Raw genomic sequence first — 26,557 nt, 5'->3', positions numbered from 1 at the left:
CGGTCGGGGATATCGCGGGCGGGGCGCCGGGGGACGCCGTGGCGTCGCCGGGCTCGTGCGGCGGGTTCACACTCGGCAGTGTGTCAGCAGGCCCCCGCACTCAGAACAGCGGAGCGGGAAGCACGCCCTCCAGCGCGAGCAGGGTGCGCTTGGCCTCCAGGCCGCCGCCGAACCCGCCGATGCCGCCTCCCGAGGCGACGACGCGGTGGCAGGGCACGACGACGGGCAGCGGGTTGGCGCCCATGGCCGCGCCGACCGCCCGGGCGGCCCCGGGTTCCCCGACGGCGTCGGCCAGGTCCTGGTAGGTGGCCACCGCGCCGTACGGCACGGTGGCGGCCAGGGCGTGCAGCACCCGCGCGGTGAACCCCCCGGTCAGCGACCAGTCCAGCGGCACCCCGAAGGTGCGCAGCCGGCCGGCGAAGTATCCGTCGAGCTCCCGCGCGGCCCGGCGCAGCACCGGGTGCCCGGCCCGCTCGACGGGCTCGGTGCCCAGCGGCCCGGCGAACCGGTCCAGGGCGCGCGGCACCGCCGGCCCCTCGGCGTGGAAGCCGACGGCCGCCAGCCCGGTGTCCGTGGCGAGGAGCAGCAGCGGGCCGACGGGCGCCGGCACCACCGTCCAGGCCGGCTGCGCGTACGTGGCGGTCATGGGGGCGAGCCTACGGGGCCCCGCCGACAGCGCGTCAGCGCCAGTCGCCGGCTCCGTCCCCCGCACTGACCGCGTCGCGGACGACGTCCGGACGGTTGCTGATGACGCCGTCGACGCCCAGGTCCGCCATCCGCGCCGCCGTGGGGCCGTCGTCGACGGTCCAGGTGAACATCTCCAGCCGACGTCCGTGCGGGCCCCGCACGGCCCGCACCGCGTCGACGTACTCGGACGTCACGGTGGTGTAGCGGGGGTTGATCTGGTCGGCGAACCGCGCGTACGCGGACAGCTCGTCGGGGTCCGGTGTGCCGAGGAAGCCCGTCTTGACGGCGGGCTTGAGCGCGTGCACCCGGCGCAGGGCGTCGGCGCTGAAGGACTGGACGATCAGCTGGCGGCGCACGTGGTAGGCGTCCAGCCACCCCTCCTCGCGCAGCGTGTCGAGGATGTCCTGCTCGATCCCGGGATACAGCTCGGGCTTCTTGATCTCCAGCAGCAGCTTCTGGTGGTGGTCGGAGATCCGGTCCAGGAACTGCGCGAGCGTCGGCACCCGCTCGCCCGCGTACCGCGGGCCGAACCAGCTGCCGGCGTCCAGCCGCGCGATCTCGGCGGCCGTGAAGTCCGCGACGTTCCACGGTGCGCGGTCGGGGAAGACCTCCTCGACGTTCGTCGTCCGGCTCAGCGTCGGGTCGTGCAGCACGACGAGTTCGCCGTCCCTGGTGCGCTGGACGTCGTTCTCGACCCAGATGATGCCCAGGTCACGTGCCGCGTCGACGGCGGCGAGGGTGTTCTCGGGGCTGTAGGCGGAGGCGCCGCGGTGCGCGATCGCCACCACGTCCCGCACGGCGGCGGGGTGCCCGGCCGCGTGGGCGGCCGGGGAGGGGGGGACCGGATCCGCCAGGGGCGCGGGCCGGGCCGGGGCCGGGGCGGCGGTGAGCACGAGGGCGAAGGCACCCAGCAGCGGGCCGAGCAGGGCGGTGGGGCGAAGGGACACAGGGGCTCCTCACGTGAGGGACAGCGGCGGCACCGCTCTGGTCAACGAGCGGTGTCGCGTTGTGTCGACGTTCCGTCGCGCTGCGTCGGCAACGCGGCCGTGAAGAACCCTTTCCAGTGCGGGCGGCCTCGGCATGGGCGCCAAACGGGTGCCTGATGACGACGAGCTGAACGTTGTCGGTGCCGCGCCGTACGGTGGTGAGCATGCGGCCCGTATCCCAGATCGAACGCAAGGTGGCGCCTTTCGAGGTCGTCAGCCCCTACCAGCCCAGCGGTGACCAGCCCACCGCCATCGCCGAGCTCGCCCGGCGGGTCGAGGCGGGGGAGAAGGACGTCGTGCTGCTCGGCGCCACCGGCACGGGCAAGTCGGCCACCACGGCGTGGATGATCGAGAAGCTCCAGCGGCCGACGCTGGTGATGGCGCCGAACAAGACGCTGGCCGCCCAGCTGGCCAACGAGTTCCGCGAGCTCCTGCCGAACAACGCGGTGGAGTACTTCGTCTCGTACTACGACTACTACCAGCCGGAGGCGTACGTTCCGCAGTCGGACACGTACATCGAGAAGGACTCCTCGATCAACGAGGAGGTCGAGCGGCTGCGGCACAGCGCCACGAACTCGCTGCTCACCCGGCGGGACGTGGTGGTCGTGGCCTCGGTCTCCTGCATCTACGGCCTGGGGACGCCGCAGGAGTACGTCGACCGCATGGTGCCGCTCAAGGTCGGTGAGGAGGTCGACCGCGACGCGCTGCTGCGCCGTCTGGTGGAGATCCAGTACGCCCGCAACGACGCCGCCTTCACCCGGGGCACCTTCCGGGTCCGGGGCGACACCATCGAGGTCTTCCCGGTCTACGAGGAGCTGGCCGTCCGCATCGAGATGTTCGGTGACGAGATCGAGGCGCTCTCCACGCTGCACCCCATCACCGGCGAGGTCATCTCCGACGACACGGAGCTGTACGTCTTCCCCGCCTCCCACTACGTCGCCGGCGAGGAGCGCATGGCCCGCGCCGTGCGGGCGATCGAGGACGAGCTGCGCGAGACGCTGGAGGCGATGGAGAAGCAGGGCAAGCTCCTGGAGGCCCAGCGGCTGCGCATGCGCACCACCTACGACCTGGAGATGATGCAGCAGATCGGCACCTGCTCCGGCATCGAGAACTACTCGCTGCACATCGACGGGCGCGAGACCGGCTCGCCGCCGCACACCCTGCTCGACTACTTCCCGGAGGACTTCCTCCTGGTGATCGACGAGTCGCACGTCACGGTCCCGCAGATCGGGGCGATGTTCGAGGGGGACGCCTCCCGCAAGCGCACCCTCGTCGACCACGGTTTCCGGCTGCCCTCGGCCATGGACAACCGCCCGCTGAAGTGGGAGGAGTTCCAGGAGCGCATCGGCCAGGCGGTGTACCTGTCCGCGACGCCCGGCCCGTACGAGCTGTCCCGCTCGGACGGTGTGGTGGAGCAGATCATCCGTCCCACCGGCCTGGTGGACCCGGAGGTCGTCGTCAAGCCGACCGAGGGTCAGATCGACGACCTGGTGCACGAGATCCGCACCCGCACCGAGAAGGACGAACGCGTCCTGGTCACCACGCTCACCAAGAAGATGGCGGAGGACCTGACCGACTACTTCCTGGAGCTGGGCATCAACGTCCGCTACCTGCACAGCGACGTCGACACGCTGCGCCGCGTGGAGCTGCTGCGTGAGCTGCGGGCGGGCGAGTACGACGTCCTGGTCGGCATCAACCTCCTCCGGGAGGGGCTCGACCTCCCCGAGGTGTCGCTCGTGGCCATCCTCGACGCGGACAAGGAGGGGTTCCTGCGCTCGGGCACCTCCCTGATCCAGACCATCGGCCGGGCGGCGCGGAACGTCTCCGGCCAGGTGCACATGTACGCGGACAAGACCACCCCGGCGATGGAGCGGGCCATCGACGAGACGAACCGCCGTCGGGCGAAGCAGGTCGCGTACAACAAGGAACACGGCATCGACCCGCAGCCGCTGCGCAAGAAGATCGGCGACATCGTCTCGGCCATCGCCCGCGAGGAGGTCGACACCGAACAACTGCTCGGCACCGGCTACCGCCAGGCGGCGGACGGCGAGCGCAGGGGGAGGGCCCCCGTCCCGGCCCTCGGCAAGGGGCAGGTGAAGGCCGCGGCGGGCGCGGCGGGGAAGGCCGCGGCGGACGGTGCGCCCACCGACCGTCCGGCGACCGAACTCGCCGGGATCATCGAGCAGCTGACCGAGCGGATGCGGGCCGCGGCGGCCGAGCTCCAGTTCGAGGTGGCCGCGCGGCTGCGGGACGAGGTGGGTGAGCTGAAGAAGGAGCTGCGCCAGATGCGTGAGGCGGGCCTGAAGTGACGCGTGCCTGACCAGCACGGGCCCGGGGGGCGGCGCCGACGGGCCCGGGCGTGGCCGGACTGTCGCAGGACCGCCACAAACCGCGGGTATCCCCGTGCACGCCGCGCGGAGCACTGCGTAGGGTTCGAAGCGGCCTCCGCGTTCGCGGCGCCGTACACCACCGGAGAGGACGAGACGTGACGGTCAATCTGTCGAAGGGGCAGGCGATCAGCCTGGAGAAGGCCGCGGGGGGCACCCTGTCCGCGGTGCGCATGGGCCTGGGCTGGCAGGCCGCGGCGCGGCGCGGCCTCTTCGGCCGGCGCAGCAAGGAGATCGACCTCGACGCCTCGGCGGTGCTGTTCGCCGAGGGGCAGCCCGTGGACGTGGTCTTCTTCCAGCACCTGCGCAGCGACGACGGCTCGGTGACCCACACCGGCGACAACCTCGTCGGCGGCGCGGGGCAGGGCGGGGACGACGAGGCGATCCTGGTGGACCTCCAGCGGGTTCCGGTCCACATCGACCAGATCGTCTTCACCGTCAACTCCTTCACGGGCCAGACGTTCGCCGAGGTCGAGAACGCCTTCTGCCGCCTGCTGGACGAGAACACCGCCACCGAGCTGGCCCGCTACACCCTGACCGGTGGCGGCTCCTACACCGCGCAGATCATGGCGAAGGTGCACCGGCAGGGAGGCGGCTGGTCCATGACCGCCATCGGCGCCCCCGCCGAAGGCCGCACCTTCCAGGACCTGATGCCCGCCATAGCGCAGCACCTGTAGGGGCCGGACGTGGACGAGGGGGAGCGGTCGATGACGGCCGAGCTGGTGCGCGGACAGAACCACGCGCTGCCGGGCACGGACCTGACGGTCCGCGTCGAGGCCGCGCTCCCCGTCCTCGCCGGGATGACCCTGGCCGACGCGGACGGACGCGGCCGCGAGGGCTGGCTCGTCCACGGCGACGCCCTGAGTCTTCCCGGGCTCCTCGCCCCCGGGCGTCCCGCCCCCGCGCACGACCTGCGCGTCGATCTCGCCCGGCTGCCCGAGGGGGCCCGCACGGTCCGGGTCTGGCTGGCACTCCCGTCCGCCGGGCCCGCCTCCTTCGCGGCGGCGGGTGCACCGCGCGTGGTCGTCGGCGAAGCGGCCGGTGCCGCTCGGCTGGCCCACACCCTCGGCGGGCTCGCCGCCGAGAGCGCGGTCACGGCCGTCGAGTTCTACCGCAGGGCCGGCGCGTGGAAGGTGCGTGCCGTGGGGCAGGGGTACGCGGGAGGGCTGGCGGCGCTCTGCGCCGACCACGGCCTTCCCGACGCGGCGACGCTCGCCCGTCGGGTCCTGGCCTCCTCGGCGGCGGGGACGCGGGAGAGCGCGCCGCCGCCGCAGGAGGAGCCCGCCCCGCAACCCGGTCGCGTCGACTACCGGCACCCGGGCCGCGCCGGGAGGGTGGGTCCTGCCGTGGACGTCACCCACCCCGGCCGTCCGGCCCGGCCCGAGCCCCGGCCGTCCTCCGGCGAGCCCGCCGCGCCGCCCCCGCCCGTCGCGGGCGACGCCTCGGGCTGGTCCATGGAGGAGCGGCTGCACAACCAGGTCTGGGGCATGTTCGAGGACTTGGCCCGCGCGGTCGCGGCCTACCGCGGCGCCGTCTCCTTCGCCGACGACCGGCTGGAGCGGGAGATCGACGGGGTGCTCGCCGACCCGCGCACCCGCACCGGTCCGGCCGCCGACCGGGCACGGGAGCGGGCCCGCTCCCGGCAGGGCGAGCTGATCGCCCGCGCCCGCGCCGCCCTCGACCGGGACCTGGACCAGCTGACGGCCGAGGCCGCCGTGGTGGAACCGGCGCTCCCACCGGCGTTCGCCCGGTGGGACAACCCGGTCTGGCACGGCTACCGCGTTCCCGAGCAGGCGCCCCTGGCCCTGCGGTTGGGCGATCTGAGCCTGCCGGAGCGCATCGGCCTGCGCATCCCGATGCTGGTCCGGCTACCGCTGGAGCGGGGCCTGTGGATCGACGCGGGCCGTGGCGACGGGCCGGCCACCACCGTCCTGGACGGCGGTGAGCTGCGCCGCGAGGCCGGGCTGCTGGCGACGGCCGTCGCCGGACGGCTCCTCGCCGTGCACCCGCCGGGCCGCTTCACCGTGCGGGTGATCGACCCGGCGGGCTCGGCCGCGCACACGCTGCGCCCGCTGGTGGACTCGGGCGTGCTGGCGGAGCCGCCCGCCCGGGGCGCCGCCGGGGTGGCGGCCGTCCTGGAACGGCTGACCGAGCGGGTGGACCTCGTGCAGATGGCCGTCCGCAGCGGGGCCGCCGACGCGCTGCCGCCCGGCCTGGACACGAGCGAACAGCTCCTCGTCGTCCACGACTTCCCGCACGGTTTCGACGACCGCGCCGTGACCCGGTTGCGGTATCTGGCCGACGAGGGCCCGTCCGTCGGCGTGCACCTGCTGATGGTCGCGGACCGCGAGGACGCCGCCGCGTACGGTCCGCTGCTGGACCCGCTGTGGCGGTCCCTGCTGCGGATCACCCCCGTTCCCGACGACCACATCGCCGACCCGTGGGTCCGTCAGGTCTGGACGTACGAACCACCCCACGTACCGCCCGGGAGCGCGATCCTGCCCCAGGTGCTCGGGGCGCTCGCCGCCGCCCGCGCCCGCCTGGGAGGCCGCTGAGGGCCGTCGGGCGGTCGGACCGTCCGCAGGCCCGGCGGGTCCACCGCGTCACCGGGCGCTCTCCCGTGCGGTATGTGACGTGGGCGACAACTCCGCCCGGGCGCTTGGTGATTCCTTGACCTTCCCATAGGGTGGTTTTTGCGGAGGGGAGTATTCCCACCTGCGATGTTCCCGTCAGTACGGGCCGACCATTCGGCCCCGGGGCATCGGCCTGCGGCACTGCCCCGGGCGGAAGAGACCTCCGGCGACCACAGCCGGAGGAGTGCTGCGTGGACGTAACCTGGACCACCTGGGCCGTGACGATTCTCGTTCTCTGTGCCCTCATCGCCGTCGACTTCTTCATCGGCGGCCGCAAACCCCACGAGGTCTCCATCAAGGAGGCGGGCATCTGGTCGGCCGTCTGGGTCGCCCTCGCCGTCCTGTTCGGACTCGGCCTGCTGCTGTTCGGCGACACGAAGTCCTCCGGCGAGTTCTTCGCCGGTTACATCACCGAGAAGTCGCTGAGCGTCGACAATCTCTTCGTCTTCGTGCTCATCATGGCGAAGTTCTCCGTACCCGCCATCTACCAGCAGCGGGTGCTGATGATCGGCGTGCTGATCGCGCTGGTGCTGCGCGCGGGCTTCATCGCGGCCGGCGCCGCGATCATCTCGCAGTTCTCCTGGGTCTTCTTCATCTTCGGCGCCTTCCTCATCTGGACCGCGTGGAAGCTGATCGAGGAGGCCCGCGCCGACGAGACGGACGAGGAGTTCGAGGAGAACCGCTTCCTGAAGATGGTGGAGAAGCGCTTCCCCTCCACCGACCAGTACCACGGCACCCGCCTGACGATCGTGGAGAACGGGCGTCGCCTGATGACCCCGATGCTCATCGTCATGCTGGCCATCGGCACCACGGACGTCCTGTTCGCCCTGGACTCGATCCCGGCCATCTTCGGCCTCACCCAGGACCCGTACATCGTCTTCACCGCCAACGCCTTCGCCCTGATGGGTCTGCGGCAGCTGTACTTCCTCATCGGCGGCCTGCTGAAGAAGCTGGTCCACCTCTCCTACGGGCTGTCCGTCATCCTCGGCTTCATCGGGGTCAAGCTCGTCCTCCACGCCCTGCACGAGACCGGCGTCCACGTCCCGGTGATCAGCACCCCGGTGTCGCTCGGCGTCATCTGCGGCGTGCTGGTGGTCACCACCGTCACCAGCCTCATGGCCGCCAGGAAGCAGAGTGCGCAGGCGGCGGACGGAGCGGACCCGCAGGAGGAGGACAGCGACGTCGCGGCGCGCTGACCCCGCTCCCGCAGGCCTTCCGCCGACGCGCGGGCCGCGCGGGGGCACGCCCTGAACGACCGGACGGGAGCCCGGCCGCACCGCGCGGCCGGGCTCCCGGCGTGTCCGCCGCGGAATCCGGCGGGACGTGCGCGGCGAGCTCGTCGAGGACCACCTCCCCCCGGTACCGCGCGCCGGGCCGCGTCTCGGCCAGATAGATCCGGCGCACCGTGAGCGGGTGCGCCGCGCGCGGGGGCACCTCGAACGTGAGCCGCCGCCAGCCCGTCCACCGCACGTGCGGGCCGCGCAGGACGTGCCCCGCGCCCCGCGCGTCGGTCAGGTGCAGCGAGGGCCAGGCCCCGTGGCCGTCCCCGTACACCCACAGGGTGAGGCGCCGGGTCCGGTCCGGTACCGGGACGGGCACCGGCGGGTCCGCGTACGCGGCCCGGGTGGCGGTCGAGCCGCTGAAGTCGTAGCGCATCCGCAGCCCCGGCCCGGTCCGTCCGGCCGGTTCCGGGAGCAGCGCCCCCGTGGCGCGGGCGCCGCTGAACCGCCACCTCCCGGCGTCCGAGAAGTCCGCCACGGTGCGCTCGGTGAGGCCGGTGGTGACCGCGACCGTGGCCGTCCGGCCCGCCACCGACAGCTCCACCCGGCCGGACGCCGCCGCGGTGCGCGCGGTGACGGTGAACGTGCCGTCGTCCGGGTCGGCCGACACGTCGAACAGGCTCGCGTCGTAGAGCGGGGTCACGTCCTTCGGGGCGACGGGGGCGCGGGCCCCGTCGGCGTCCTCCCCGACCAGCCCGAACGTCGCGCTGTCCCCTTCCGCCGCGAGCGCGACGCGGGCCGTGGTGGGCCGCAGCCGCTCCAGCGCGCCGAGCACCTCCAGCCGCGTCCGCCCCCGGACGAGCCCGGTGCCCGGGTGGACCGAGGCGGCCGTCACCGTGACCCGGCCGGTCCGCAGGCCCCGGAACGTGCCCTCCGCGTCCACGGTGCCCAGCGCGGGCCGGGCGGAGCTCCACCGGGGGCTCCCGCCGGCGGGCCCGTAGGTCTCGTCGAACGGCACGGCGGTCAGCCGCCGCGTCAGCCCCGGGAAGACCCGGTCCGTGCGACCGTCGCGGCCCGGGGAGAAGACCGGCGTCCGCTCCGGCTCCAGCGCGGGCCGCACCCGGTAGCCGACCGGTCGTCCGCTGCCCTGCGGCACGGTGACCGCCAGTCCGTTGGGCACCGGCCGCTCGGCGCCGTCGGACGGCGCGTTCTCCACCCGGGGACGCGCCGCGCCGGGCTCCCGGGCCAGCAGGGTGGCGGAGCCGCCGCCGTCGAGATTGAGGGCCTGGTACGCGCCCAGATCCCGCATCATGCGGCCGAGCGCGGTGAGGGTCACGCCCCCGGACGCCGCCTGGCGTCCGTCGACGGTGAGGAGGTGCAGCGTCGCGCCGTCGGCGGAGAGGCCGAGGGCCGTCCGGGGCGCGGCGGCGTTGTTGGGCAGGCCTGTCCAGTCCCGGGGCTCGCCGTCGACGACCAGGGGCTCCCGGCCGCCGACCGCGGTGTGGGGCAGCGGTCCGCCGTCCCCGGCGCGGACCGCGTACCGCACCGCCACCCGGTCTCCGGGGACGAGGGCCGCCAGGGCGTCCGCTCCGGCCTCACGGCCGCGCAGGACGGTCGTCCCGGCGGGGACCGGCCCGGTGCCCCCCTCGCCGTGGACGGCGGTGACCACACCGTCCGCCACCGTGACCTCGGCGGAGCGGGCGCCGTGCGTGGTCGGCGCCCGGTCGGCGCCGCCCCAGTCCGGCGTGTAGAGCCCGATGCCGCCCGGGGGGAGGTCGGCGGCGTTGTACCCCGCCAGCGGCCGCGTCCCCCGGGGCAGCCGCACGGTCCCTTCGAAGAGGAGCTCCAGGATGCGGCCCGCTCCCCGCGGCCCGAATCCCGCGACCGGGGACGGGTCCGGCGACCCCGACTGCGTCAGCCTGCCGTCCCGCAGCCCGGCCGAGAGGGGCGCACCGGTGCCGTTGATGTCGAAGAAGTCGGCGTTGACGGCCGCGACGGTGCGCCGTCCGGCCCCGGGTTCGTGCCGGGCCACCAGTTCGCTGACGGTCCGCCGCCGCGTCACCGTGCCGGAGGCGAGGTAGTCGACGCGGACGTCACCGGCGAGATCCACGCTCAGCACGTCGCCCCGCACCCACCCCTCGGCGTGCGGCTCGCTGAACGAGGTGAGCCTCACCCCGGGAGCGACCGGTCGCTCGCCGCGCTCCGGGACACGGTCCGGGTCCGCTCCGCCCGCCGGACGCGGCGCCGCCCCGGCGGACGCCGCGAGGACGGCCGCCGGGGGAGCGGGGGCCGCACCTCCGGCGGCCCCCGTGCCCGGCGCCGCGAGAGCCGGTCCGAGCAGCAGCGAGACCGCCGCCCCCAGCAGGGCGCGGGTCGTACGTCGGGGGAGCCTCACGCACGCAGCGTGGCAGGGCCCGGCGGTGACGGCGGCGGACGCGGGGCCGGACGCGGCGGGAAACCGCCCCCGTGGCGGTCACCGGCGCGGCGTCGGCACCGGCTCGGCGCACGCGGCGTGACGCGAGGTCAGCCGGCGACCAGCCCGTCGCCCTCCACCCGGACGGGAATCTCGGGCAGCGGTTCGCGGGCCGGTCCGGTGAGCACCTCGCCGGTCGTCGTGTCGAAGCTGCTGCCGTGGCAGGAGCAGACGATGGCCGACTCCCGCAGGGCGAACATGGCGCAGCCCTCGTGCGTGCACACGGCGCTGAACGCCCTGTACCGGCCCGGTTCGGGCTGCGACACGACGACCTTGGCGTCGCGGAAGGCGTGGGCACCGCCCACCGGCACCTCGTCCGCGGCACCCAGCTCCACGGGGGCCGTCGGGGTCGACGGCGGAGGCGTGGCGGTCTCGCCGGGGCGGCCACAGCCGGAGAGGGCGGATCCCCCGGCGGCCAGGGCCGCCCCGGCCGCCGCCCCGCGCAGCGCGGTACGGCGGCGGGGGTGTCGCTGTTCGTCACGTGTCACGCGGGCCACCCTACGTGCGGCTCAGGCGCGCTTCGCACCGGCCTTGCGGGTACGCGAGGTGGCGGCCTTCTTGGCCGGCGCCTTCGCGGCGGCCTTCCTCGCCGGCTTCCGGCGCGCCGTGCCGCCGTTCACCGAGGCGTCGCTGACCCGCTCGCCCAGCAGGTCCCGCAGGAACTTGCCGGTGTGGCTGGCGGGGACGGCGGCGACCTCCTCCGGCGTCCCCTCGGCGACGACCAGCCCGCCGCCGACGCCGCCCTCGGGGCCCATGTCCACCACCCAGTCCGCCGTCTTGATGACGTCCAGGTTGTGCTCGATGACGATGACCGTGTTCCCCTTGTCGACCAGGCCCTCCAGGACCGTGATCAGCTTGCGGATGTCCTCGAAGTGCAGCCCCGTCGTCGGCTCGTCGAGCACGTACACCGTGCGGCCGGTGGAACGCTTCTGGAGCTCCGAAGCGAGCTTGACGCGCTGCGCCTCGCCCCCGGAGAGCGTCGGCGCCGACTGGCCCAGCCGCACATACCCGAGCCCCACGTCGTTGAGCGTGCGCAGGTGCCGGGCGATGGCGGGAACGGCCTCGAAGAAGTCCATCGCCTCCTCGATCGGCATGTCCAGCACCTCGGCGATGTTCCTGCCCTTGTAGTGGACCTCCAGCGTCTCCCGGTTGTAGCGGGCGCCGTGGCAGACCTCGCACGGGACGTACACGTCCGGCAGGAAGTTCATCTCGATCTTGATCGTGCCGTCGCCCGAGCAGTTCTCGCAGCGGCCGCCCTTGACGTTGAAGGAGAACCGGCCGGGCAGGTAGCCGCGGACCTTGGCCTCCATCGTCTCGGCGAACAGCCGCCGCACGTGGTCGAACACCCCGGTGTAGGTGGCCGGGTTGGAACGGGGGGTGCGGCCGATCGGCGACTGGTCGACGTGCACCACCTTGTCGACCTGGTCGTCACCCGTCACCCGGGTGTGGCGGCCCGGCACCGCCTTGGCGCCGTTGAGCTCCCGTGCCAGGTGCGTGTAGAGGATGTCGTTGACCAGCGTGGACTTGCCGGAGCCCGAGACGCCCGTCACGGCGGTCAGGACGCCGAGCGGGAAGTCGACGTCGATGTCGCGGAGGTTGTTCTCGCGCGCGCCCACGACCGTCAGCCTGCGGTCCGGGTCGGTCTCACGGCGCTCCTGCGGGGTCGGGATCTGCCTCTTCCCGGCCAGGTACTGGCCCGTCATCGACTGCTCGTTGCCCAGGAGCTCGGCCAGCGGCCCGCTGTGCACCACCTTGCCGCCGTGCTCACCGGCGCCGGGCCCGATGTCCACGACCCAGTCCGAGGTGCGGATCGTGTCCTCGTCGTGCTCGACGACGATCAGGGTGTTGCCCAGGTTCCGCAGCCGCACCAGCGTCTCGATGAGCCGGTGGTTGTCCCGCTGGTGCAGGCCGATCGACGGCTCGTCCAGCACGTACAGGACGCCCACCAGACCGGAGCCGATCTGGGTGGCCAGCCGGATGCGCTGCGCCTCGCCCCCGGACAGCGTCCCCGCCGCGCGGTTGAGCGAGAGGTAGTCCAGGCCGACGTCGACGAGGAACCGCAGCCGCTCGTTGACCTCCTTGAGGACCCGCTCGGCGATCTTCTTCTCCCGCGCGGTCAGCGTCATCTCCCGCAGGAAGTCGGCGCACTCGCTGATGGACATGGCCGCGACGTCCGCGATGGACCGCCCCTTCACCGTGACCGCGAGGACGATCGGCTTGAGCCGCGTGCCCTCGCAGGTCGGGCAGTTCACCTCGCGCATGTAGCCCTCGAAGCGCTCCCGGCTGGAGTCGGACTCGGCCTCCGAGTGCCGGCGCCGCACGAACGGCACCGCGCCCTCGAAGGCGGTCGTGTAGGAGCGCTCGCGGCCGTAGCGGTTGCGGTAGCTGACCTCGATCTGCGTCCGGTGGCCGTTCAGCAGGGCCTTCCTGGCCCGCAGCGGCAGCCCGGCCCAGGGGATGTCGGTGCGGAAGCCCAGCGCGTCGGCCAGGGCGCCGATCAGCCGCCCGAAGTACTCCTTGTTGTGCCCGTGGGACCACGGGTGGATCGCGCCCTCGTCCAGCGACTTGTCCTCGTCGGGGACGATCAGCTCCGGGTCGACCTCCATGCGCGTCCCGATGCCGGTGCACTGGGGGCAGGCGCCGAAGGGGGAGTTGAAGGAGAACGACCGCGGCTCCAGCTCCTCGAACGACAGGTCGTCGTAGGGGCAGTACAGGTGCTCGGAGAACATCCGCTCACGCTGCGGGTCGTCCTCGTCGAGGTCGACGAAGTCGAGGATGACCATGCCGCCGGACAGCCCCAGCGCCGTCTCCACGGAGTCCGTCAGCCGCCGCTTGGCGCTGTCCTTCACGGTGAGGCGGTCGACGACCACCTCGATCGTGTGCTTCTCCTGCTTCTTGAGCTTCGGCGGGTCGGAGAGCTGGACCGTCCGCCCGTCCACGCGGGCCCGGCTGTAGCCCTTGGTCTGGAGATCCGAGAAGAGGTCGGCGAACTCGCCCTTGCGCTCGCGCACCAGCGGCGAGAGCACCTGGAACCGGCTGCCCTCCTCCAGGCCGAGCACCTTGTCCACGACGGCCTGCGGCGACTGCCGCGCGATGGGACGGCCGCACTCGGGGCAGTGCGGCTTGCCGATGCGCGCGAACAGCAGCCGGAGGTAGTCGTACACCTCGGTGATCGTGCCGACCGTCGAGCGCGGGTTGCGCGAGGTCGACTTCTGGTCGATGGAGACCGCGGGCGACAGGCCCTCGATGAAGTCGACGTCCGGCTTGTCCATCTGCCCGAGGAACTGCCGTGCGTAGGACGACAGCGACTCCACGTAGCGGCGCTGACCCTCCGCGAAGATCGTGTCGAAGGCGAGCGAGGACTTCCCCGACCCCGAGAGCCCGGTGAAGACGATGAGGGAGTCGCGCGGGAGGTCGAGCGAGACGTTCTTCAGATTGTGCTCGCGAGCGCCACGGACGATGAGACGGTCGGCCACGCCGATTGGCACCTTTCGTGTGGAGTGGGGGTCCGGACGGCCGGCCCCCGTACCAGGGTATGGGGGCCGCCGCCGGAATGTCTTCGGGATGCCGCTACCGCGACCTTATAGCACGCACATTCGATTTTCGGCCGTCCGCGGCTCCGGGAGCCGACTTCACCCGAACGTGGGGCGGCGCTAGCGTTGGATCATGACTTCGCCACAGCACGACGTCGCCGCACTCCGCGAGTCCACCGACACGCTCCTGGCCGCGCTCGAGAAGCACGCCGACGGGCCCACCGGCCCGGACGCGCTCCTCACCGAGCCCTCCCGCCTGCCCGGCTGGACGCGCGGCCACGTCCTCGCCCACCTCGCCCGCAACGCCGACGCCCTCGTCAACGTCCTCGAAGGCCGGCCCATGTACGTCAGCGCCGAGGCACGGGACGCCGACATCGAGCGGGACGCCCCGCGCCCCCTGGCCGCCCACCTCGACGACCTGCGGGACACCGCCCGGCGCCTGGACGAGGTCCTCGCCCGCTACGCGGGCGGCGACGGCGACGCCTGGGAGCGGACCGTCGAACTCCGCAACGGCGTCACCGACCGCGTCGGCGCCATCCCCTTCCGCCGCCAGGTCGAGGTCGAGCTGCACCACCTCGACCTCGGTCTCGGCCACGGCCCGGACGCCCTGCCGGCCGCCTTCACCGAGCGCCTGATCGCCTACCTGGCCCGGCGCTTCTCCGGCAACGCCGAGGTCCCCGCCACCGAGCTGCGCACCGACGACGGCCGTTCCCGGCGCACCGGCCGGGCGGCGGAGCCGGGCGGGCCCGACGGCCTGGGCGACGCCACCGGTCCCGTCGTGGTCACCGGCTCCGCCACCGCCCTGGCGTGCTGGCTCGCGGGCCGCACCCCCGGCACCGGCCTCACCGCCTCGACCGGCACGCTGCCCGTCCTGCCGCCCCTCTGACCGCCCACCGCCCCCGCCCACCGGCCGCAGCCCCCACCGGCCGTGGCCCCGCCGCACAGGAGTCCACATGTCCTACACCGGAAAGGTCACGGTCGGCGGCCCGGCCGACGTCCACGAACTGGCCGATCTGATCATCTCCAAGGCCGCCGTCGGGCCCATGGACAACAACGCCTACCTGCTGCGCTGTCGTGCCACCGGCGAACAGCTCCTCATCGACGCCGCCAACGAGCCCGGCACGCTGCTCGGCCTCATCGGGGCCGACGGCGTCACCGGCGTCGTCACCACCCACCGGCACGGCGACCACTGGCAGGCGCTCGCCGAGGTGGTGGAGGCCACCGGCGCGCGCACCTACGCCGGCCGGGACGACGCCGAGGGCATCCCCGTCCCGACCGACGTGCCCCTCGCGGACGGCGACACCGTCTCCTTCGGAGCGCTCCGGCTGACCGCCCGCCACCTCGTCGGCCACACCCCCGGCTCGGTCGCCCTGGTCTACGACGACCCCCACGGCCACCCGCACCTCTTCACGGGCGACTGCCTCTTCCCCGGTGGCGTGGGCAACACCTTCGGGAACCGGGACCACTTCGCGTCACTGCTGCACGACGTGGAGACCAGGCTCTTCGCCGAACTGCCCGACGAGACCTGGGTCTACCCCGGCCACGGCGCCGACACGACGCTCGGCGCCGAGCGCCCCCACCTCGCCGAGTGGCGCGAACGCGGCTGGTGAGGGCCCGCCCCGGCCGGCCGTGGGGCGGGACGGGACGCACCGGTCCTGTCACCGTGCGCACGTAGGGTGGACGGCATGGCAGATCCGTCCAGCTACCGGCCGTCGCCCGGGCAGATCCCCGAGTCCCCGGGCGTCTACCGCTTCCGTGACGAGCACCGCAGGGTGATCTACGTCGGGAAGGCCAAGAGCCTGCGGCAGCGGCTCTCGTCGTACTTCCAGGACGTGGCGAACCTGCACCCGCGCACCGCCACGATGGTGACGACGGCGGCCTCCGTGGAGTGGACGGTGGTCGGCACCGAGGTCGAGGCGCTCCAGCTGGAGTACACCTGGATCAAGGAGTTCGACCCCCGCTTCAACGTCAAGTACCGCGACGACAAGAGCTATCCGTTCCTCGCGGTGACGATGAACGAGGAGTTCCCCCGCGTCCAGGTCATGCGCGGCGCCAAGAAGAAGGGCGTGCGCTACTTCGGCCCCTACGGGCACGCCTGGGCCATCCGCGAGACGGTGGACCTGCTGCTGCGCGTCTTCCCCGTGCGCACGTGCAGCGCCGGCGTCTTCAAGCGCTCCGCGCAGATCGGACGGCCGTGTCTGCTGGGGTACATCGGCAAGTGCGCGGCGCCCTGCGTGGGCCGGATCAGCGCCGAGGACCACCGCGACCTCGCCGAGGACTTCTGCGACTTCGTGGCCGGCCGCACCGGCACCTACCTGCGGCGCCTGGAGCAGCGGATGCACGAGGCCGCCGAGGAGATGGAGTACGAGCGGGCCGGGCGGCTGCGGGACGACATCGGGGCCCTGCGGCGGGCCATGGAGAAGCAGGCCGTCGTCCTCACCGACGCCACCGACGCCGACCTGATCGCCCTGGCCGAGGACGAGCTGGAGGCCGCCGTGCAGATCTTCCACGTGCGCGGCGGGCGGGTGCGCGGCCAGCGCGGCTGGGTGACCGACAAGGTGGAGGCGCTCAGCAGCGCCGACCTCGTCGAGCACGCCCTCCAGCAGCTCTACGGCGAGGAGCGGGGAGAGGCCGTGCCCCGGGAGGTGCTCGTCCCGGCGCTGCCGGAGCCGGTCGAGCCCGTCGCCGAGTGGCTGACCGGCCGCCGGGGCGCGCGCGTCAGCCTCCGCGTCCCCCGGCGCGGCGACAAGCGCGCCCTGATGGAGACGGTCGAGCGCAACGCGCAGCAGTCCCTGGCCCTGCACAAGACGAAGCGGGCCTCCGACCTCACCACCCGCTCCCGCGCCCTGGAGGAGATCGCCGAGGCGCTGGACCTGGCGTCGGCCCCCCTGCGCATCGAGTGCTTCGACGTCTCGCACTTCCAGGGCGACGACGTCGTGGCCTCCATGGTCGTCTTCGAGGACGGGCTGGCCCGCAAGAGCGAGTACCGCCGCTTCCAGATCAAGTCCTTCGCCGGGCAGGACGACGTCCGCGCCATGCACGAGGTCGTCGGCCGCCGCTTCCGCCGCTATCTCGCCGAGCGCCGGGAGACGGGCGAGTGGGCGGTCCCGGAGGAGGACGACGAGCCGCCGGAGACGGGTTCGCGCGGTGTCGACGGGCGGCCGAAGCGGTTCGCCTACCCGCCGCAGCTCGTCGTCGTGGACGGCGGTCAGCCGCAGGTCGCCGCCGCCCGCCGGGCCCTGGACGAGCTGGGCATCGACGACGTCGCCGTCTGCGGGCTGGCCAAGCGGCTGGAGGAGGTGTGGGTGCCGGGCGACGACGACCCGGTGGTGCTGCCGCGCAGCAGCGAGGGGCTCTACCTGCTGCAGCGGGTGCGTGACGAGGCGCACCGCTTCGCCATCCGCTACCAGCGCGGCAAGCGCTCCAAGGCGCTGAAGGAGGGGCCGCTGGACGCCGTGCCGGGCCTGGGCGAGGCCCGCAAACAGGCGCTGGTGAAGCACTTCGGGTCGGTCAGGAAGCTGCGCGCCGCCACCGTCGAACAGATCTGCGAGGTCCCCGGGATAGGCCGCAAGACCGCCGAGACCGTGGCCGCCGCGCTCGCCGGCTCGTCACGGCCCGTTCCCGCCGTCAACACCACCACGGGCGAAATCATCGACGATGATGAACGGTGAGGGCGCACCCGCCCGCAGCACCGAGACCGGGGGAGAGATCATGGACCAGCAGCGCACAGAGAACGACACGGGAGCACACGTGAACGCGGGCACGCCGGCCGAGGGCAACGGCGCGGAGGACCTGACCGTCCCCGAACTGGTCATCATCTCCGGCATGTCCGGGGCCGGCCGCAGCACGGCCGCGAAGTGCCTGGAGGACCTGGGCTGGTTCGTCGTGGACAACCTGCCGCCCGCACTGATCCCCACCATGGTCGACCTCGGCGCCCGTTCCCAGGGCAACGTCGCCCGCATCGCGGTCGTCGTCGACGTCCGCGGTCGGCGTTTCTTCGACGCGCTCAAGGAGTCGCTGGCCACCCTGGAGGCCAAGCACGTCACCCGCCGCACCGTCTTCCTGGAGGCGTCCGACGACGCGCTGGTGCGCCGCTTCGAGTCCGTGCGACGCCCGCACCCGCTCCAGGGGGACGGCCGGATCGTCGACGGCATCGAGGCCGAGCGGGACCTCCTGCGCGAGCTGCGCGGCGACGCCGACCTGGTCATCGACACCTCCGGGCTCAACGTGCACGAGCTGCGCGCCAAGATGGACGCCCGGTTCGCCGGGGAGGAGGAGCCCGAGCTGCGGGCCACGGTGATGTCGTTCGGCTACAAGTACGGCCTGCCGGTCGACGCCGACCTGGTCGCCGACTGCCGCTTCCTGCCCAACCCGCACTGGGTGCCCGAGCTGCGGCCCTTCACCGGCACCAGCCCCGAGGTCGCCGACTACGTCTTCGACCAGCCCGGTGCCAAGGAGTTCCTGGACCGCTACGCGGAGCTGCTCCAGCTCATCGCCACCGGGTACCGCCGGGAGGGCAAGCGCTACGTCACGATCGCCATCGGCTGCACCGGCGGCAAGCACCGCAGCGTCGCGGTGAGCGAGCGCCTGGGGCGGCGGCTGTCCGCCGAAGGGGTGGAGACGGTCGTCGTACACCGGGACATGGGACGGGAATGAGCGCGGTCACCGGCCGTTCGCTGCGGCTGCGCAGGCGCGGGCTCCTTTCCGGCAAGCGGCAGCCCAAGGTCGTCGCGCTCGGCGGCGGCATGGGGCTGTCCGCCTCGCTGACCGCGCTGCGGCGGATCACCGGTGACCTCACCGCCGTCGTCACCGTGGCGGACGACGGCGGTTCCAGCGGCCGGCTCCGCTCCGAGCTGGACGTCCTTCCCCCGGGCGACCTGCGCAAGGCGCTCGCCGCGCTGTGCGGGGACGACGAGTGGGGCCGGACGTGGGCGCGCGTCGTCCAGCACCGCTTCGCGGGCTGCGGCGACCTGAACGGACACGCCGTGGGCAACCTGCTGATCGTCGCGCTGTGGGAGCAGCTGGGCGATCACGTGGCCGCGCTCGACCTCGTCGGCAAGCTGCTGGGCGCGCACGGCCGCGTCCTGCCCATGTCGGCCGTGCCGCTCCGGCTCCAGGCGCAGGTGCGCGGGCACGATCCGCACCGTCCCGACGAGACGAGCACCGTCGTGGGCCAGGCCACCGTCGCGCTCACCCCCGGCGAGGTGCGGGAGGTGCGGCTCGTCCCGGCCGACCCGCCGGCCGTCCCGGAGGCCGTGGAGGCCGTCCTGGACGCCGACTGGGTCGTCGTCGGCCCCGGTTCCTGGTTCTCCTCGGTGATCCCCCACCTCCTCGTGCCCGAGCTGCTCCAGGCCCTCTCCGAGACCCGGGCGCGGCGCGTCCTGTCGCTGAACCTGGCACCCCAGCCCGGGGAGACCGCAGGCTTTTCCCCGCAGCGTCATTTGGAGGTTTTGGCCCGACACGCCCCTAAACTCGCTTTCGACGTCGTGCTGGCGGACCAGGATGCAGTCCCCGACCAGCAGAGTCTGCGCGAGGCCGCCGAGCGGCTGGGCGGCACGGTGGAGCTGGCGGCGGTGGCCGCGCAGGACAGCGACGCCCGCCACGACCCGGTACGGCTGGCCGCGGCGTACGACCGTATTTTTCGGATGCACGGAAGGATCGGCCCATGGCGATGACGGCAGCGGTGAAGGATGAGATCTCCCGGCTCCACGTGACCCGGACCTGCTGCCGCAAGTCGGAGGTCTCCTCCATGCTGCGTTTCGCGGGCGGGCTGCACCTGGTCAGCGGGCGCATCGTCATCGAGGCCGAGCTGGACACCGCCATCGCCGCGCGGCGGTTGCGCAGAGACATCGAGGAGATTTTCGGACACAAGTCCGACCTGGTGGTGATGGCTCCCGGTGGGCTTCGGCGCGGCAGCCGCTACGTCGTCCGGGTGGTCGCGGGCGGTGACCAGCTCGCGCGGCAGACCGGCCTCGTCGACGGCCGGGGCCGCCCCATCCGCGGACTGCCGCCGCAGGTCGTCTCCGGCGCCACGTGCGACGCGGAGGCCGCCTGGCGCGGTGCGTTCCTCGCCCACGGCTCGCTGACGGAGCCGGGCCGCTCGTCCTCGCTGGAGGTCACCTGCCCGGGCCCGGAGGCCGCGCTCGCGCTCGTCGGCGCGGCGCGCCGGCTGCAGATCGGCGCGAAGGCCCGCGAGGTGCGGGGCGTGGACCGTGTCGTCGTCCGCGACGGCGACGCCATCGGGGCGCTGCTCACCCGGCTCGGCGCGCACGAGTCCGTGCTGGCGTGGGAGGAGCGCCGGATGCGCCGGGAGGTCCGCGCCACCGCGAACCGGCTGGCCAACTTCGACGACGCCAACCTGCGGCGTTCGGCGCGCGCGGCCGTGGCGGCCGGCGCGCGGGTGCAGCGGGCTCTGGAGATCCTCGGGGAGGAGGTGCCCGAGCACCTGGCCGCCGCCGGGCGGCTGCGGATGGAGCACAAGCAGGCGTCGCTGGAGGAGCTGGGCGCCCTCGCCGACCCGCCGCTGACGAAGGACGCCGTGGCCGGGCGCATCCGGCGGCTGCTCGCGATGGCCGACAAGCGCGCCTCGGATCTCGGACTGCCGGGCACGGAATCCACGCTGACCGAGGAGATGGTCGGCTGACGCCGGCCGGTCGTACGGGTCACCGCCCCGGCGGGGCCCGGCGAGGGCCGGATCGCCACGGTGCGGGGCCGGTCGATGTCACCGGGGCCACATCGGCGCGGTAGGGTCGAAGGTGGTCGGGGACAACCCAAACAAGCTCGCCGGAACCCTCTTCCGGCGTACCTGACGAGGAGATCGGTTTCGTGACGATCCGCGTAGGCATCAACGGCTTCGGCCGCATCGGTCGCAACTACTTCCGCGCGCTCCTGGAGCAGGGCGCGGACATCGAGATCGTGGCTGTCAACGACCTGGGCGACACCGCCACCACGGCGCACCTGCTGAAGTACGACACCATCCTGGGCCGCCTCAAGGCAGAGGTCACGCACACCGCCGACACCATCACCGTCGACGGGAAGACCATCAAGGTCCTCTCCGAGCGCAACCCGGCCGACATCCCCTGGGGCGAGCTGGGCGTCGACGTCGTCGTCGAGTCCACCGGCATCTTCACCCAGCGCGAGGACGCGGCGAAGCACCTGGCCGGCGGCGCCAAGAAGGTGCTCATCTCCGCCCCCGCCAAGGAGGAGGACATCACCGTGGTCATGGGCGTCAACCACGACGCCTACGACGCCGGTGAGCACCACGTCGTCTCCAACGCCTCCTGCACCACCAACTGCGTGGCGCCCATGGCGAAGGTCCTGGACGAGAGCTTCGGCATCGTCAAGGGCATGATGACGACGGTCCACGCCTACACCAACGACCAGCGCATCCTCGACTTCCCGCACAAGGACCTGCGCCGCGCCCGCGCCGCCGCGGAGAACATCATCCCGACGTCCACCGGTGCCGCCAAGGCCACCGCCCTGGTCCTCCCGCAGCTCAAGGGCAAGCTGGACGGCATCGCGATGCGCGTCCCCGTGCCCACCGGCTCGGTGACCGACCTGGTCGTGGAGCTGGAGCGGGAGGTCACCAAGGACGAGGTCAACGCCGCGTTCCAGAAGGCCGCCGAGGGTCAGCTGAAGGGCATCCTGGAGTACACCATCGACCCGATCGTCTCCTCGGACATCGTCAACTGGCCGGCGTCGTGCACCTTCGACTCCTCGCTGACCATGGTCATGGGCAAGCAGGTCAAGATCGTCGGCTGGTACGACAACGAGTGGGGCTACTCGAACCGTCTGGTCGACCTGACCCTCTTCGTCGGCAACCAGCTGTAGGACCGCCGCGGTCCTTCAGGCACCGAGAAGTAGTGACCGGAACGAGGCCCGTGCGGCGCACCGGCGCGCCGCACGGGCCTCGTTCCATGTCGCAGGGCCGAACTCCAAGGAGCCACATCACCGTATGAAGACGATCGACGAACTCGTCACCGAAGGGGTCGCCGGGAAGCGGGTCTTCGTCCGCGCCGACCTCAACGTCCCGCTCGCGGGGGACACCATCACCGACGACGGCCGCATCCGCGCCGCCGTGCCGACGATCCTGAAGCTCGCCGACGCCGGTGCGCGGGTGGTCGTCGCCTCGCACCTGGGCCGTCCGAAGGGGGCGCCCGAGGCGCGCTTCTCCCTCGCCCCCGTCGCGCGGCGGCTGGGCGAGCTGCTGGCCGGCACCGGCGGGGGAGCGGTGACGTTCGCCGCCGACACCGTGGGGGACAGCGCGAAGGCCACCGTCGCCGCTCTGGGCGACGGCGAGGTCACGCTGCTGGAGAACCTCCGCTTCAACCCCGGCGAGACGAGCAAGGACGACGCCGAGCGCGCCGCGTTCGCCGACGAGCTGGCCGCCCTGGCCGACGCCTACGTGGGCGACGGCTTCGGTGCCGTGCACCGCAAGCACGCCTCCGTCTACGACCTGCCCCGACGGCTGCCGCACGCCGCCGGCGGGCTGGTCGCCACCGAGGTCGGTGTGCTGAAGCAGCTCACCGACGACGTCAAGCGGCCCTACGCGGTCGTCCTCGGCGGCGCGAAGGTCTCCGACAAGCTCGCCGTCATCGAACAGCTGCTGGAGAAGGCCGACCGCATCCTGATCGGCGGCGGCATGGCCTACACCTTCCTCAGGGCGCAGGGCCACGACGTGGGCGACTCGCTGCTCCAGGAGGACCAGATCCCGGCCGTGCGCGGCTATCTGGAGCGGGCGAAGGAGCGCGGGGTGGAGTTCGTCCTCCCCGTGGACGTCGTGGCCGCCGACGCCTTCCCCGACCTGGCGACGAAGGCCCCCGCGCACCCGGTCACGGTCGCCGCCGACGCCATCCCCGCGCAGCGGATGGGGCTGGACATCGGCCCCGAGTCGCAGAAGCTGTACGCGGCGAAGCTCGCCGACGCCGCGACCGTGTTCTGGAACGGGCCCATGGGCGTCTTCGAGCACCCGGACTTCGCCGGAGGCACCCGGGCCGTCGCCCAGGCGCTCACCGACAGCCCGGCCTTCACGGTCGTCGGCGGCGGTGACAGCGCCGCCGCCGTGCGCACGCTCGGCTTCGCCGACGACGCCTTCGGCCACATCTCGACCGGTGGCGGCGCCAGCCTCGAATACCTCGAGGGCAAGACGCTCCCCGGCCTCGCCGCACTGGAGGACTGAACCACCATGAGTTCCCGCACGCCCATCATGGCGGGCAACTGGAAGATGAACCTCAACCACCTTGAGGCCATCGCGCACGTCCAGAAGCTCGCCTTCGCCCTCTCGGACCAGGACTACGACGGCGTCGACGTCGCCGTCCTGCCGCCCTTCACCGACCTGCGCTCCGTGCAGACCCTGGTCGACGGCGACAAGCTGAAGATCACCTACGGCGCCCAGGACATCTCCGCGCACGACTCCGGCGCCTACACCGGCGAGGTCGGCGGCCCGATGCTGGCCAAGCTGAAGTGCAGCTACGCCGTCGTCGGCCACTCCGAGCGGCGGCAGTACCACCACGAGGACGACGCCCTGTGCAACGCGAAGGTCAAGGCGGCCTTCAAGCACGGCCTGACCCCGATCCTGTGCGTCGGTGAGGGCCTGGACGTCCGCAAGGCGGGCAACCACGTCGCGCACACCCTCGCGCAGCTCGACGGCGCCCTCGCCGACGTCCCCGCCGCCGACGCGGAGACCCTCGTCATCGCCTACGAGCCGGTGTGGGCCATCGGTACCGGGGAGGTCGCCACGCCGGAGGACGCGCAGGAGGTCTGCCACGCGATCCGGGGACGTCTCGGCGAGCTGTACGACACCGAGCTGGCCGACAAGGTCCGCATCCAGTACGGCGGCTCGGTCAAGTCGGGCAACGTCGGCGCGATCATGGCCCAGCCGGACGTGGACGGCGCGCTCATCGGCGGCGCCTCCCTGGACGTGGACGAGTTCGTCAAGATCGTCCGCTTCCGCGACCAGTAGCCCACCGCCGGGCTGGGCCCGCGGGGCGTTCCCGTCGTAGGCTGTGCGGGACCGGATCACGCTGCGATCCGGTCCCGCACCCCGGGCCCGCACCCACCGGTGCACCCGGCGCCGGAGCGGCGCCACCCCCACCGTCCGTTTTCCGTAGTCCGAGAGTTGGTCCAACCGTGGAACTGGGTCTGTCGATCGCCCTGCTCGTCTTCAGCGCGCTGCTGATGCTGCTGGTGCTGATGCACAAGGGCAAGGGCGGCGGCCTCTCCGACATGTTCGGCGGCGGCATGCAGTCCTCCGTCGGCGGCTCCTCGGTGGCCGAGCGCAACCTGGACCGCATCACCATCGTGGTCGGGATCATCTGGTTCGCGATCATCGTCGCCCTCGGCATCATGATGAAGTCCTCCTGAGGCGGTCCCCGGCGCCGCCCGGCCGGTGCCGCACCGCTGACAGGGACGCCACCTTGCTGCCTATCATGAGGACCGCGTTCCACCTCGCGGGGTAACTCCCGGACGGGGACGCGCGTTGGGCCCTACGTACACTAGGGCGACTTCGCAGCACCTTGAGGCAGGGAGTTACGACCGTGGCAGGTGGCAACGCGATCCGGGGCAGCAGGGTCGGGGCGGGGCCGATGGGTGAGGCCGAGCGCGGTGAGTCCGCGCCGCGCCTGCGCATCTCCTTCTGGTGCTCCAACGGACACGAGACCAAGCCGAGCTTCGCCAGCGACGCGCAGGTTCCCGACACCTGGGACTGCCCGCGCTGCGGCTTCCCGGCGGGCACGGACCAGGACAACCCCCCGGACCCGCCGCGCACGGAGCCGTACAAGACGCACCTGGCCTACGTGCGCGAACGCCGGTCCGACGCGGACGGCGAGGCGATCCTCGCCGAGGCCCTCGCCAAACTCCGGGGCGAGATCTAGTCGTTCCGCTCCCGGTGCGCGGATCGGTCCATCCGGCCCCGATAGGGTCGTCTCCGGCGGGGAACGGACGACAAGGATGGGCTGACAGCGCAGATGAATGCAGCAGGCGCAACGTTCGGCGGACGACTGGACCGCCTCCCGGAATGGGCCGCTCTGGCCGAGCACCGCGAGCGGCTGGGGGACGTGGGGCTGCGGGAGCTGTTCGACGCCGACCCCGGGCGCGGTGAGCGGTACCGCGTCCAGGTCGGCGACCTCTACCTCGACTACGGCAAGCACCTCGTCACCGACGAGACGCTGACGCTGCTCCGCGCCCTCGCGGAGGCCACCGGTGTCGGTGCGCTGCGGGACGCCATGTTCCGCGGCGAGAAGATCAACACCACGGAGGACCGCGCGGTGCTGCACACCGCGCTGCGCGCGCCGCGCGACGCCGTCGTCGAGACCGACGGCCGGAACGTCGTCCCGGCGGTCCACGCCGTGCTCGACCGCATGGGCGCCTTCGCCGGGCAGGTCCGCTCGGGGGCCTGGACGGGGCACACCGGCCGCCGCATCCGCACGGTCGTCAACATCGGCATCGGCGGCTCCGACCTCGGTCCGGCGATGGCGTACGAGGTCCTGCGCCCCTACACCGCCCGCGAGCTGGACTTCCGGTTCGTCTCCAACGTGGACGGGGCCGACCTGCACGAGGCGCTGCGCGATCTCGACCCGGCCGAGACGCTGTTCATCGTCGCGTCGAAGACCTTCACGACGATCGAGACCATCACCAACGCCCGCGCGGCCCGCGACTGGCTGCTGCGCGGCCTGGACGCGGGCGCCGAGGCCGTCGCCCGGCACTTCGTGGCCGTCTCGACGAACGCCGACGAGGTGGCGGCGTTCGGCATCGACCCGGCCAACATGTTCGAGTTCTGGGACTGGGTCGGCGGCCGGTACTCCTACGACTCGGCCATCGGCCTGTCGCTGATGACCGCCGTCGGCCCGGAGCGCTTCCGGGAGATGCTCGACGGCTTCCACCTCGTCGACGAGCACTTCCGCACCGCGCCGCCCGAGGAGAACGCCCCGCTGCTCATGGGCCTGCTCGGCGTCTGGTACGGCGCCTTCTTCGACGCCCAGGCCCACGCGGTGCTGCCGTACTCGCACTACCTGGCCCGCTTCACCGCCTACCTCCAGCAGCTCGACATGGAGTCCAACGGCAAGTCCGTGGACCGCGAGGGCCGGCCGGTGACCTGGCAGACCGGCCCGGTGGTGTGGGGCACGCCCGGCACCAACGGGCAGCACGCCTACTTCCAGCTGCTGCACCAGGGCACCAAGCTCGTCCCCGCCGACCTCATCGGGTTCGCGGAGCCCGTCGCCGAGCTGGGCCCCCTGCGCGACCAGCACGACCTCCTCATGGCGAACCTCTTCGCCCAGGGGCAGGCGCTCGCGTTCGGCAAGACGGCAGAGGAGGTGCGCGCCGAGGGCATCGCCGAGGAGCAGGTGCCGCACCGGACGTTCCCCGGCAACCGGCCGACGACGACCATCCTGGCCACCGCCCTCACCCCCTCCGTGCTCGGCCAGCTCATCGCGCTGTACGAGCACAAGGTCTTCACGCAGGGCGCCGTGTGGAACATCGACTCCTTCGACCAGTGGGGTGTCGAGCTGGGCAAGGTGCTGGCCAAGCGCATCGAGCCCGCCCTGACGGAGGGCGCCGACGTGCCGGGGCTGGACGCCTCCACCTCCTCGCTCGTGGCCCGCTACCGGGCGCTGCGCGGACGCTGAGCGCACCCGGCCGGG

At 72.9% G+C, this 26,557-nt stretch carries 21 protein-coding genes; 16 read left to right on the top strand and 5 right to left on the bottom strand.

Features of this window, described 5'->3' with window-relative positions; translation table 11 throughout:
- Nucleotides 1-100 precede the first annotated feature (100 nt).
- Nucleotides 101-646, bottom strand: a complete 546-nt coding sequence (locus tag IF129_RS00805; RefSeq protein ID WP_191207425.1) for a methylated-DNA--[protein]-cysteine S-methyltransferase — start codon at nucleotides 644-646, stop codon at nucleotides 101-103.
- Between the two features lie 34 nt (nucleotides 647-680).
- On the bottom strand, nucleotides 681-1,634 hold the full coding sequence (locus tag IF129_RS00800; protein ID WP_191207424.1) for a glycerophosphodiester phosphodiesterase: 954 nt from the start codon (nucleotides 1,632-1,634) through the stop codon (nucleotides 681-683).
- A 203-nt stretch (nucleotides 1,635-1,837) separates the two neighbouring features.
- On the opposite strand from IF129_RS00800, the gene uvrB reads away from it, so the two are divergent.
- The 4 genes from uvrB to IF129_RS00780 all read left to right on the top strand — a co-directional run bounded on the left by uvrB (nucleotide 1,838) and on the right by IF129_RS00780 (nucleotide 7,889).
- Nucleotides 1,838-3,982, top strand: coding sequence for an excinuclease ABC subunit UvrB (gene uvrB, locus IF129_RS00795; RefSeq protein ID WP_191207423.1), 2,145 nt, complete (start codon nucleotides 1,838-1,840; stop codon nucleotides 3,980-3,982).
- Between the two features lie 176 nt (nucleotides 3,983-4,158).
- Nucleotides 4,159-4,737 carry a TerD family protein gene (locus tag IF129_RS00790; RefSeq protein ID WP_191207422.1) on the top strand — a complete coding sequence of 193 codons (579 nt, stop codon included), beginning with the start codon at nucleotides 4,159-4,161 and terminating at the stop codon, nucleotides 4,735-4,737.
- Between the two features lie 30 nt (nucleotides 4,738-4,767).
- Entirely contained in the window at nucleotides 4,768-6,615 is a 1,848-nt protein-coding gene (locus tag IF129_RS00785) for a TerD family protein (RefSeq protein ID WP_191208201.1), read from the top strand.
- 269 nt (nucleotides 6,616-6,884) lie between these two features.
- Entirely contained in the window at nucleotides 6,885-7,889 is a 1,005-nt protein-coding gene (locus IF129_RS00780) for a TerC family protein (RefSeq protein ID WP_191207421.1), read from the top strand.
- Here IF129_RS00780 and IF129_RS00775 read toward each other — a convergent pair.
- From IF129_RS00775 to uvrA, 3 genes are all read right to left on the bottom strand, one after another.
- Nucleotides 7,807-10,308 (bottom strand): phosphodiester glycosidase family protein, encoded by a 2,502-nt coding sequence (locus IF129_RS00775; RefSeq protein WP_191207420.1) that lies wholly within the window; start codon nucleotides 10,306-10,308, stop codon nucleotides 7,807-7,809. The genes IF129_RS00780 and IF129_RS00775 overlap by 83 nt on opposite strands.
- A 128-nt stretch (nucleotides 10,309-10,436) precedes the next feature.
- Nucleotides 10,437-10,874, bottom strand: coding sequence for a Rieske (2Fe-2S) protein (locus IF129_RS00770; RefSeq protein ID WP_191207419.1), 438 nt, complete (start codon nucleotides 10,872-10,874; stop codon nucleotides 10,437-10,439).
- Between the two features lie 21 nt (nucleotides 10,875-10,895).
- On the bottom strand, nucleotides 10,896-13,862 hold the full coding sequence (gene uvrA / locus IF129_RS00765) for an excinuclease ABC subunit UvrA (RefSeq protein ID WP_191207418.1): 2,967 nt from the start codon (nucleotides 13,860-13,862) through the stop codon (nucleotides 10,896-10,898).
- A gap of 190 nt (nucleotides 13,863-14,052) precedes the next feature.
- Between uvrA and IF129_RS00760 the strand changes: the two genes are divergently transcribed.
- From IF129_RS00760 to pgi, 12 genes are all read left to right on the top strand, one after another.
- Nucleotides 14,053-14,805 carry a maleylpyruvate isomerase family mycothiol-dependent enzyme gene (locus tag IF129_RS00760; protein ID WP_191207417.1) on the top strand — a complete coding sequence of 251 codons (753 nt, stop codon included), beginning with the start codon at nucleotides 14,053-14,055 and terminating at the stop codon, nucleotides 14,803-14,805.
- Nucleotides 14,806-14,872: 67 nt separating this feature from the next.
- Nucleotides 14,873-15,529, top strand: coding sequence for an MBL fold metallo-hydrolase (locus IF129_RS00755; RefSeq protein WP_191207416.1), 657 nt, complete (start codon nucleotides 14,873-14,875; stop codon nucleotides 15,527-15,529).
- Between the two features lie 75 nt (nucleotides 15,530-15,604).
- A complete protein-coding gene (gene uvrC, locus IF129_RS00750) occupies nucleotides 15,605-17,590 on the top strand; it encodes an excinuclease ABC subunit UvrC (protein WP_191207415.1) in 1,986 nt (661 codons plus the stop codon).
- Nucleotides 17,591-17,630: 40 nt separating this feature from the next.
- Complete coding sequence (gene rapZ / locus IF129_RS00745; protein ID WP_381481138.1) at nucleotides 17,631-18,575, top strand: RNase adapter RapZ; 945 nt, start codon at nucleotides 17,631-17,633, stop codon at nucleotides 18,573-18,575.
- Entirely contained in the window at nucleotides 18,572-19,594 is a 1,023-nt protein-coding gene (locus tag IF129_RS00740) for a gluconeogenesis factor YvcK family protein (protein WP_191207413.1), read from the top strand. Before rapZ ends, IF129_RS00740 begins: the two co-directional genes overlap by 4 nt.
- Entirely contained in the window at nucleotides 19,585-20,562 is a 978-nt protein-coding gene (gene whiA, locus IF129_RS00735; RefSeq protein WP_191207412.1) for a DNA-binding protein WhiA, read from the top strand. The genes IF129_RS00740 and whiA overlap by 10 nt, the downstream gene beginning before the upstream one ends.
- A gap of 182 nt (nucleotides 20,563-20,744) precedes the next feature.
- Nucleotides 20,745-21,749, top strand: a complete 1,005-nt coding sequence (gene gap, locus IF129_RS00730) for a type I glyceraldehyde-3-phosphate dehydrogenase (RefSeq protein ID WP_191207411.1) — start codon at nucleotides 20,745-20,747, stop codon at nucleotides 21,747-21,749.
- Nucleotides 21,750-21,873: 124 nt separating this feature from the next.
- Nucleotides 21,874-23,097 (top strand): phosphoglycerate kinase, encoded by a 1,224-nt coding sequence (locus IF129_RS00725; protein ID WP_191207410.1) that lies wholly within the window; start codon nucleotides 21,874-21,876, stop codon nucleotides 23,095-23,097.
- 6 nt (nucleotides 23,098-23,103) lie between these two features.
- On the top strand, nucleotides 23,104-23,880 hold the full coding sequence (tpiA, locus tag IF129_RS00720) for a triose-phosphate isomerase (protein WP_191207409.1): 777 nt from the start codon (nucleotides 23,104-23,106) through the stop codon (nucleotides 23,878-23,880).
- 167 nt (nucleotides 23,881-24,047) lie between these two features.
- Complete coding sequence (gene secG, locus IF129_RS00715; RefSeq protein ID WP_191207408.1) at nucleotides 24,048-24,281, top strand: preprotein translocase subunit SecG; 234 nt, start codon at nucleotides 24,048-24,050, stop codon at nucleotides 24,279-24,281.
- 173 nt (nucleotides 24,282-24,454) lie between these two features.
- Nucleotides 24,455-24,790, top strand: coding sequence for an RNA polymerase-binding protein RbpA (locus IF129_RS00710; protein ID WP_191207407.1), 336 nt, complete (start codon nucleotides 24,455-24,457; stop codon nucleotides 24,788-24,790).
- Between the two features lie 93 nt (nucleotides 24,791-24,883).
- On the top strand, nucleotides 24,884-26,542 hold the full coding sequence (gene pgi, locus IF129_RS00705; protein ID WP_191207406.1) for a glucose-6-phosphate isomerase: 1,659 nt from the start codon (nucleotides 24,884-24,886) through the stop codon (nucleotides 26,540-26,542).
- The last annotated feature ends 15 nt before the right edge of the window (nucleotides 26,543-26,557 follow it).

It is taken from the genome of Streptomyces chumphonensis, from assembly GCF_014779715.1.
In the GTDB taxonomy this organism is placed as follows: Bacteria; Actinomycetota; Actinomycetes; order Streptomycetales; family Streptomycetaceae; genus Streptomyces; species Streptomyces chumphonensis.
Note: the sequence above shows the minus strand (reverse complement) of the source record. Positions and strands in the feature narration are given on the sequence as shown.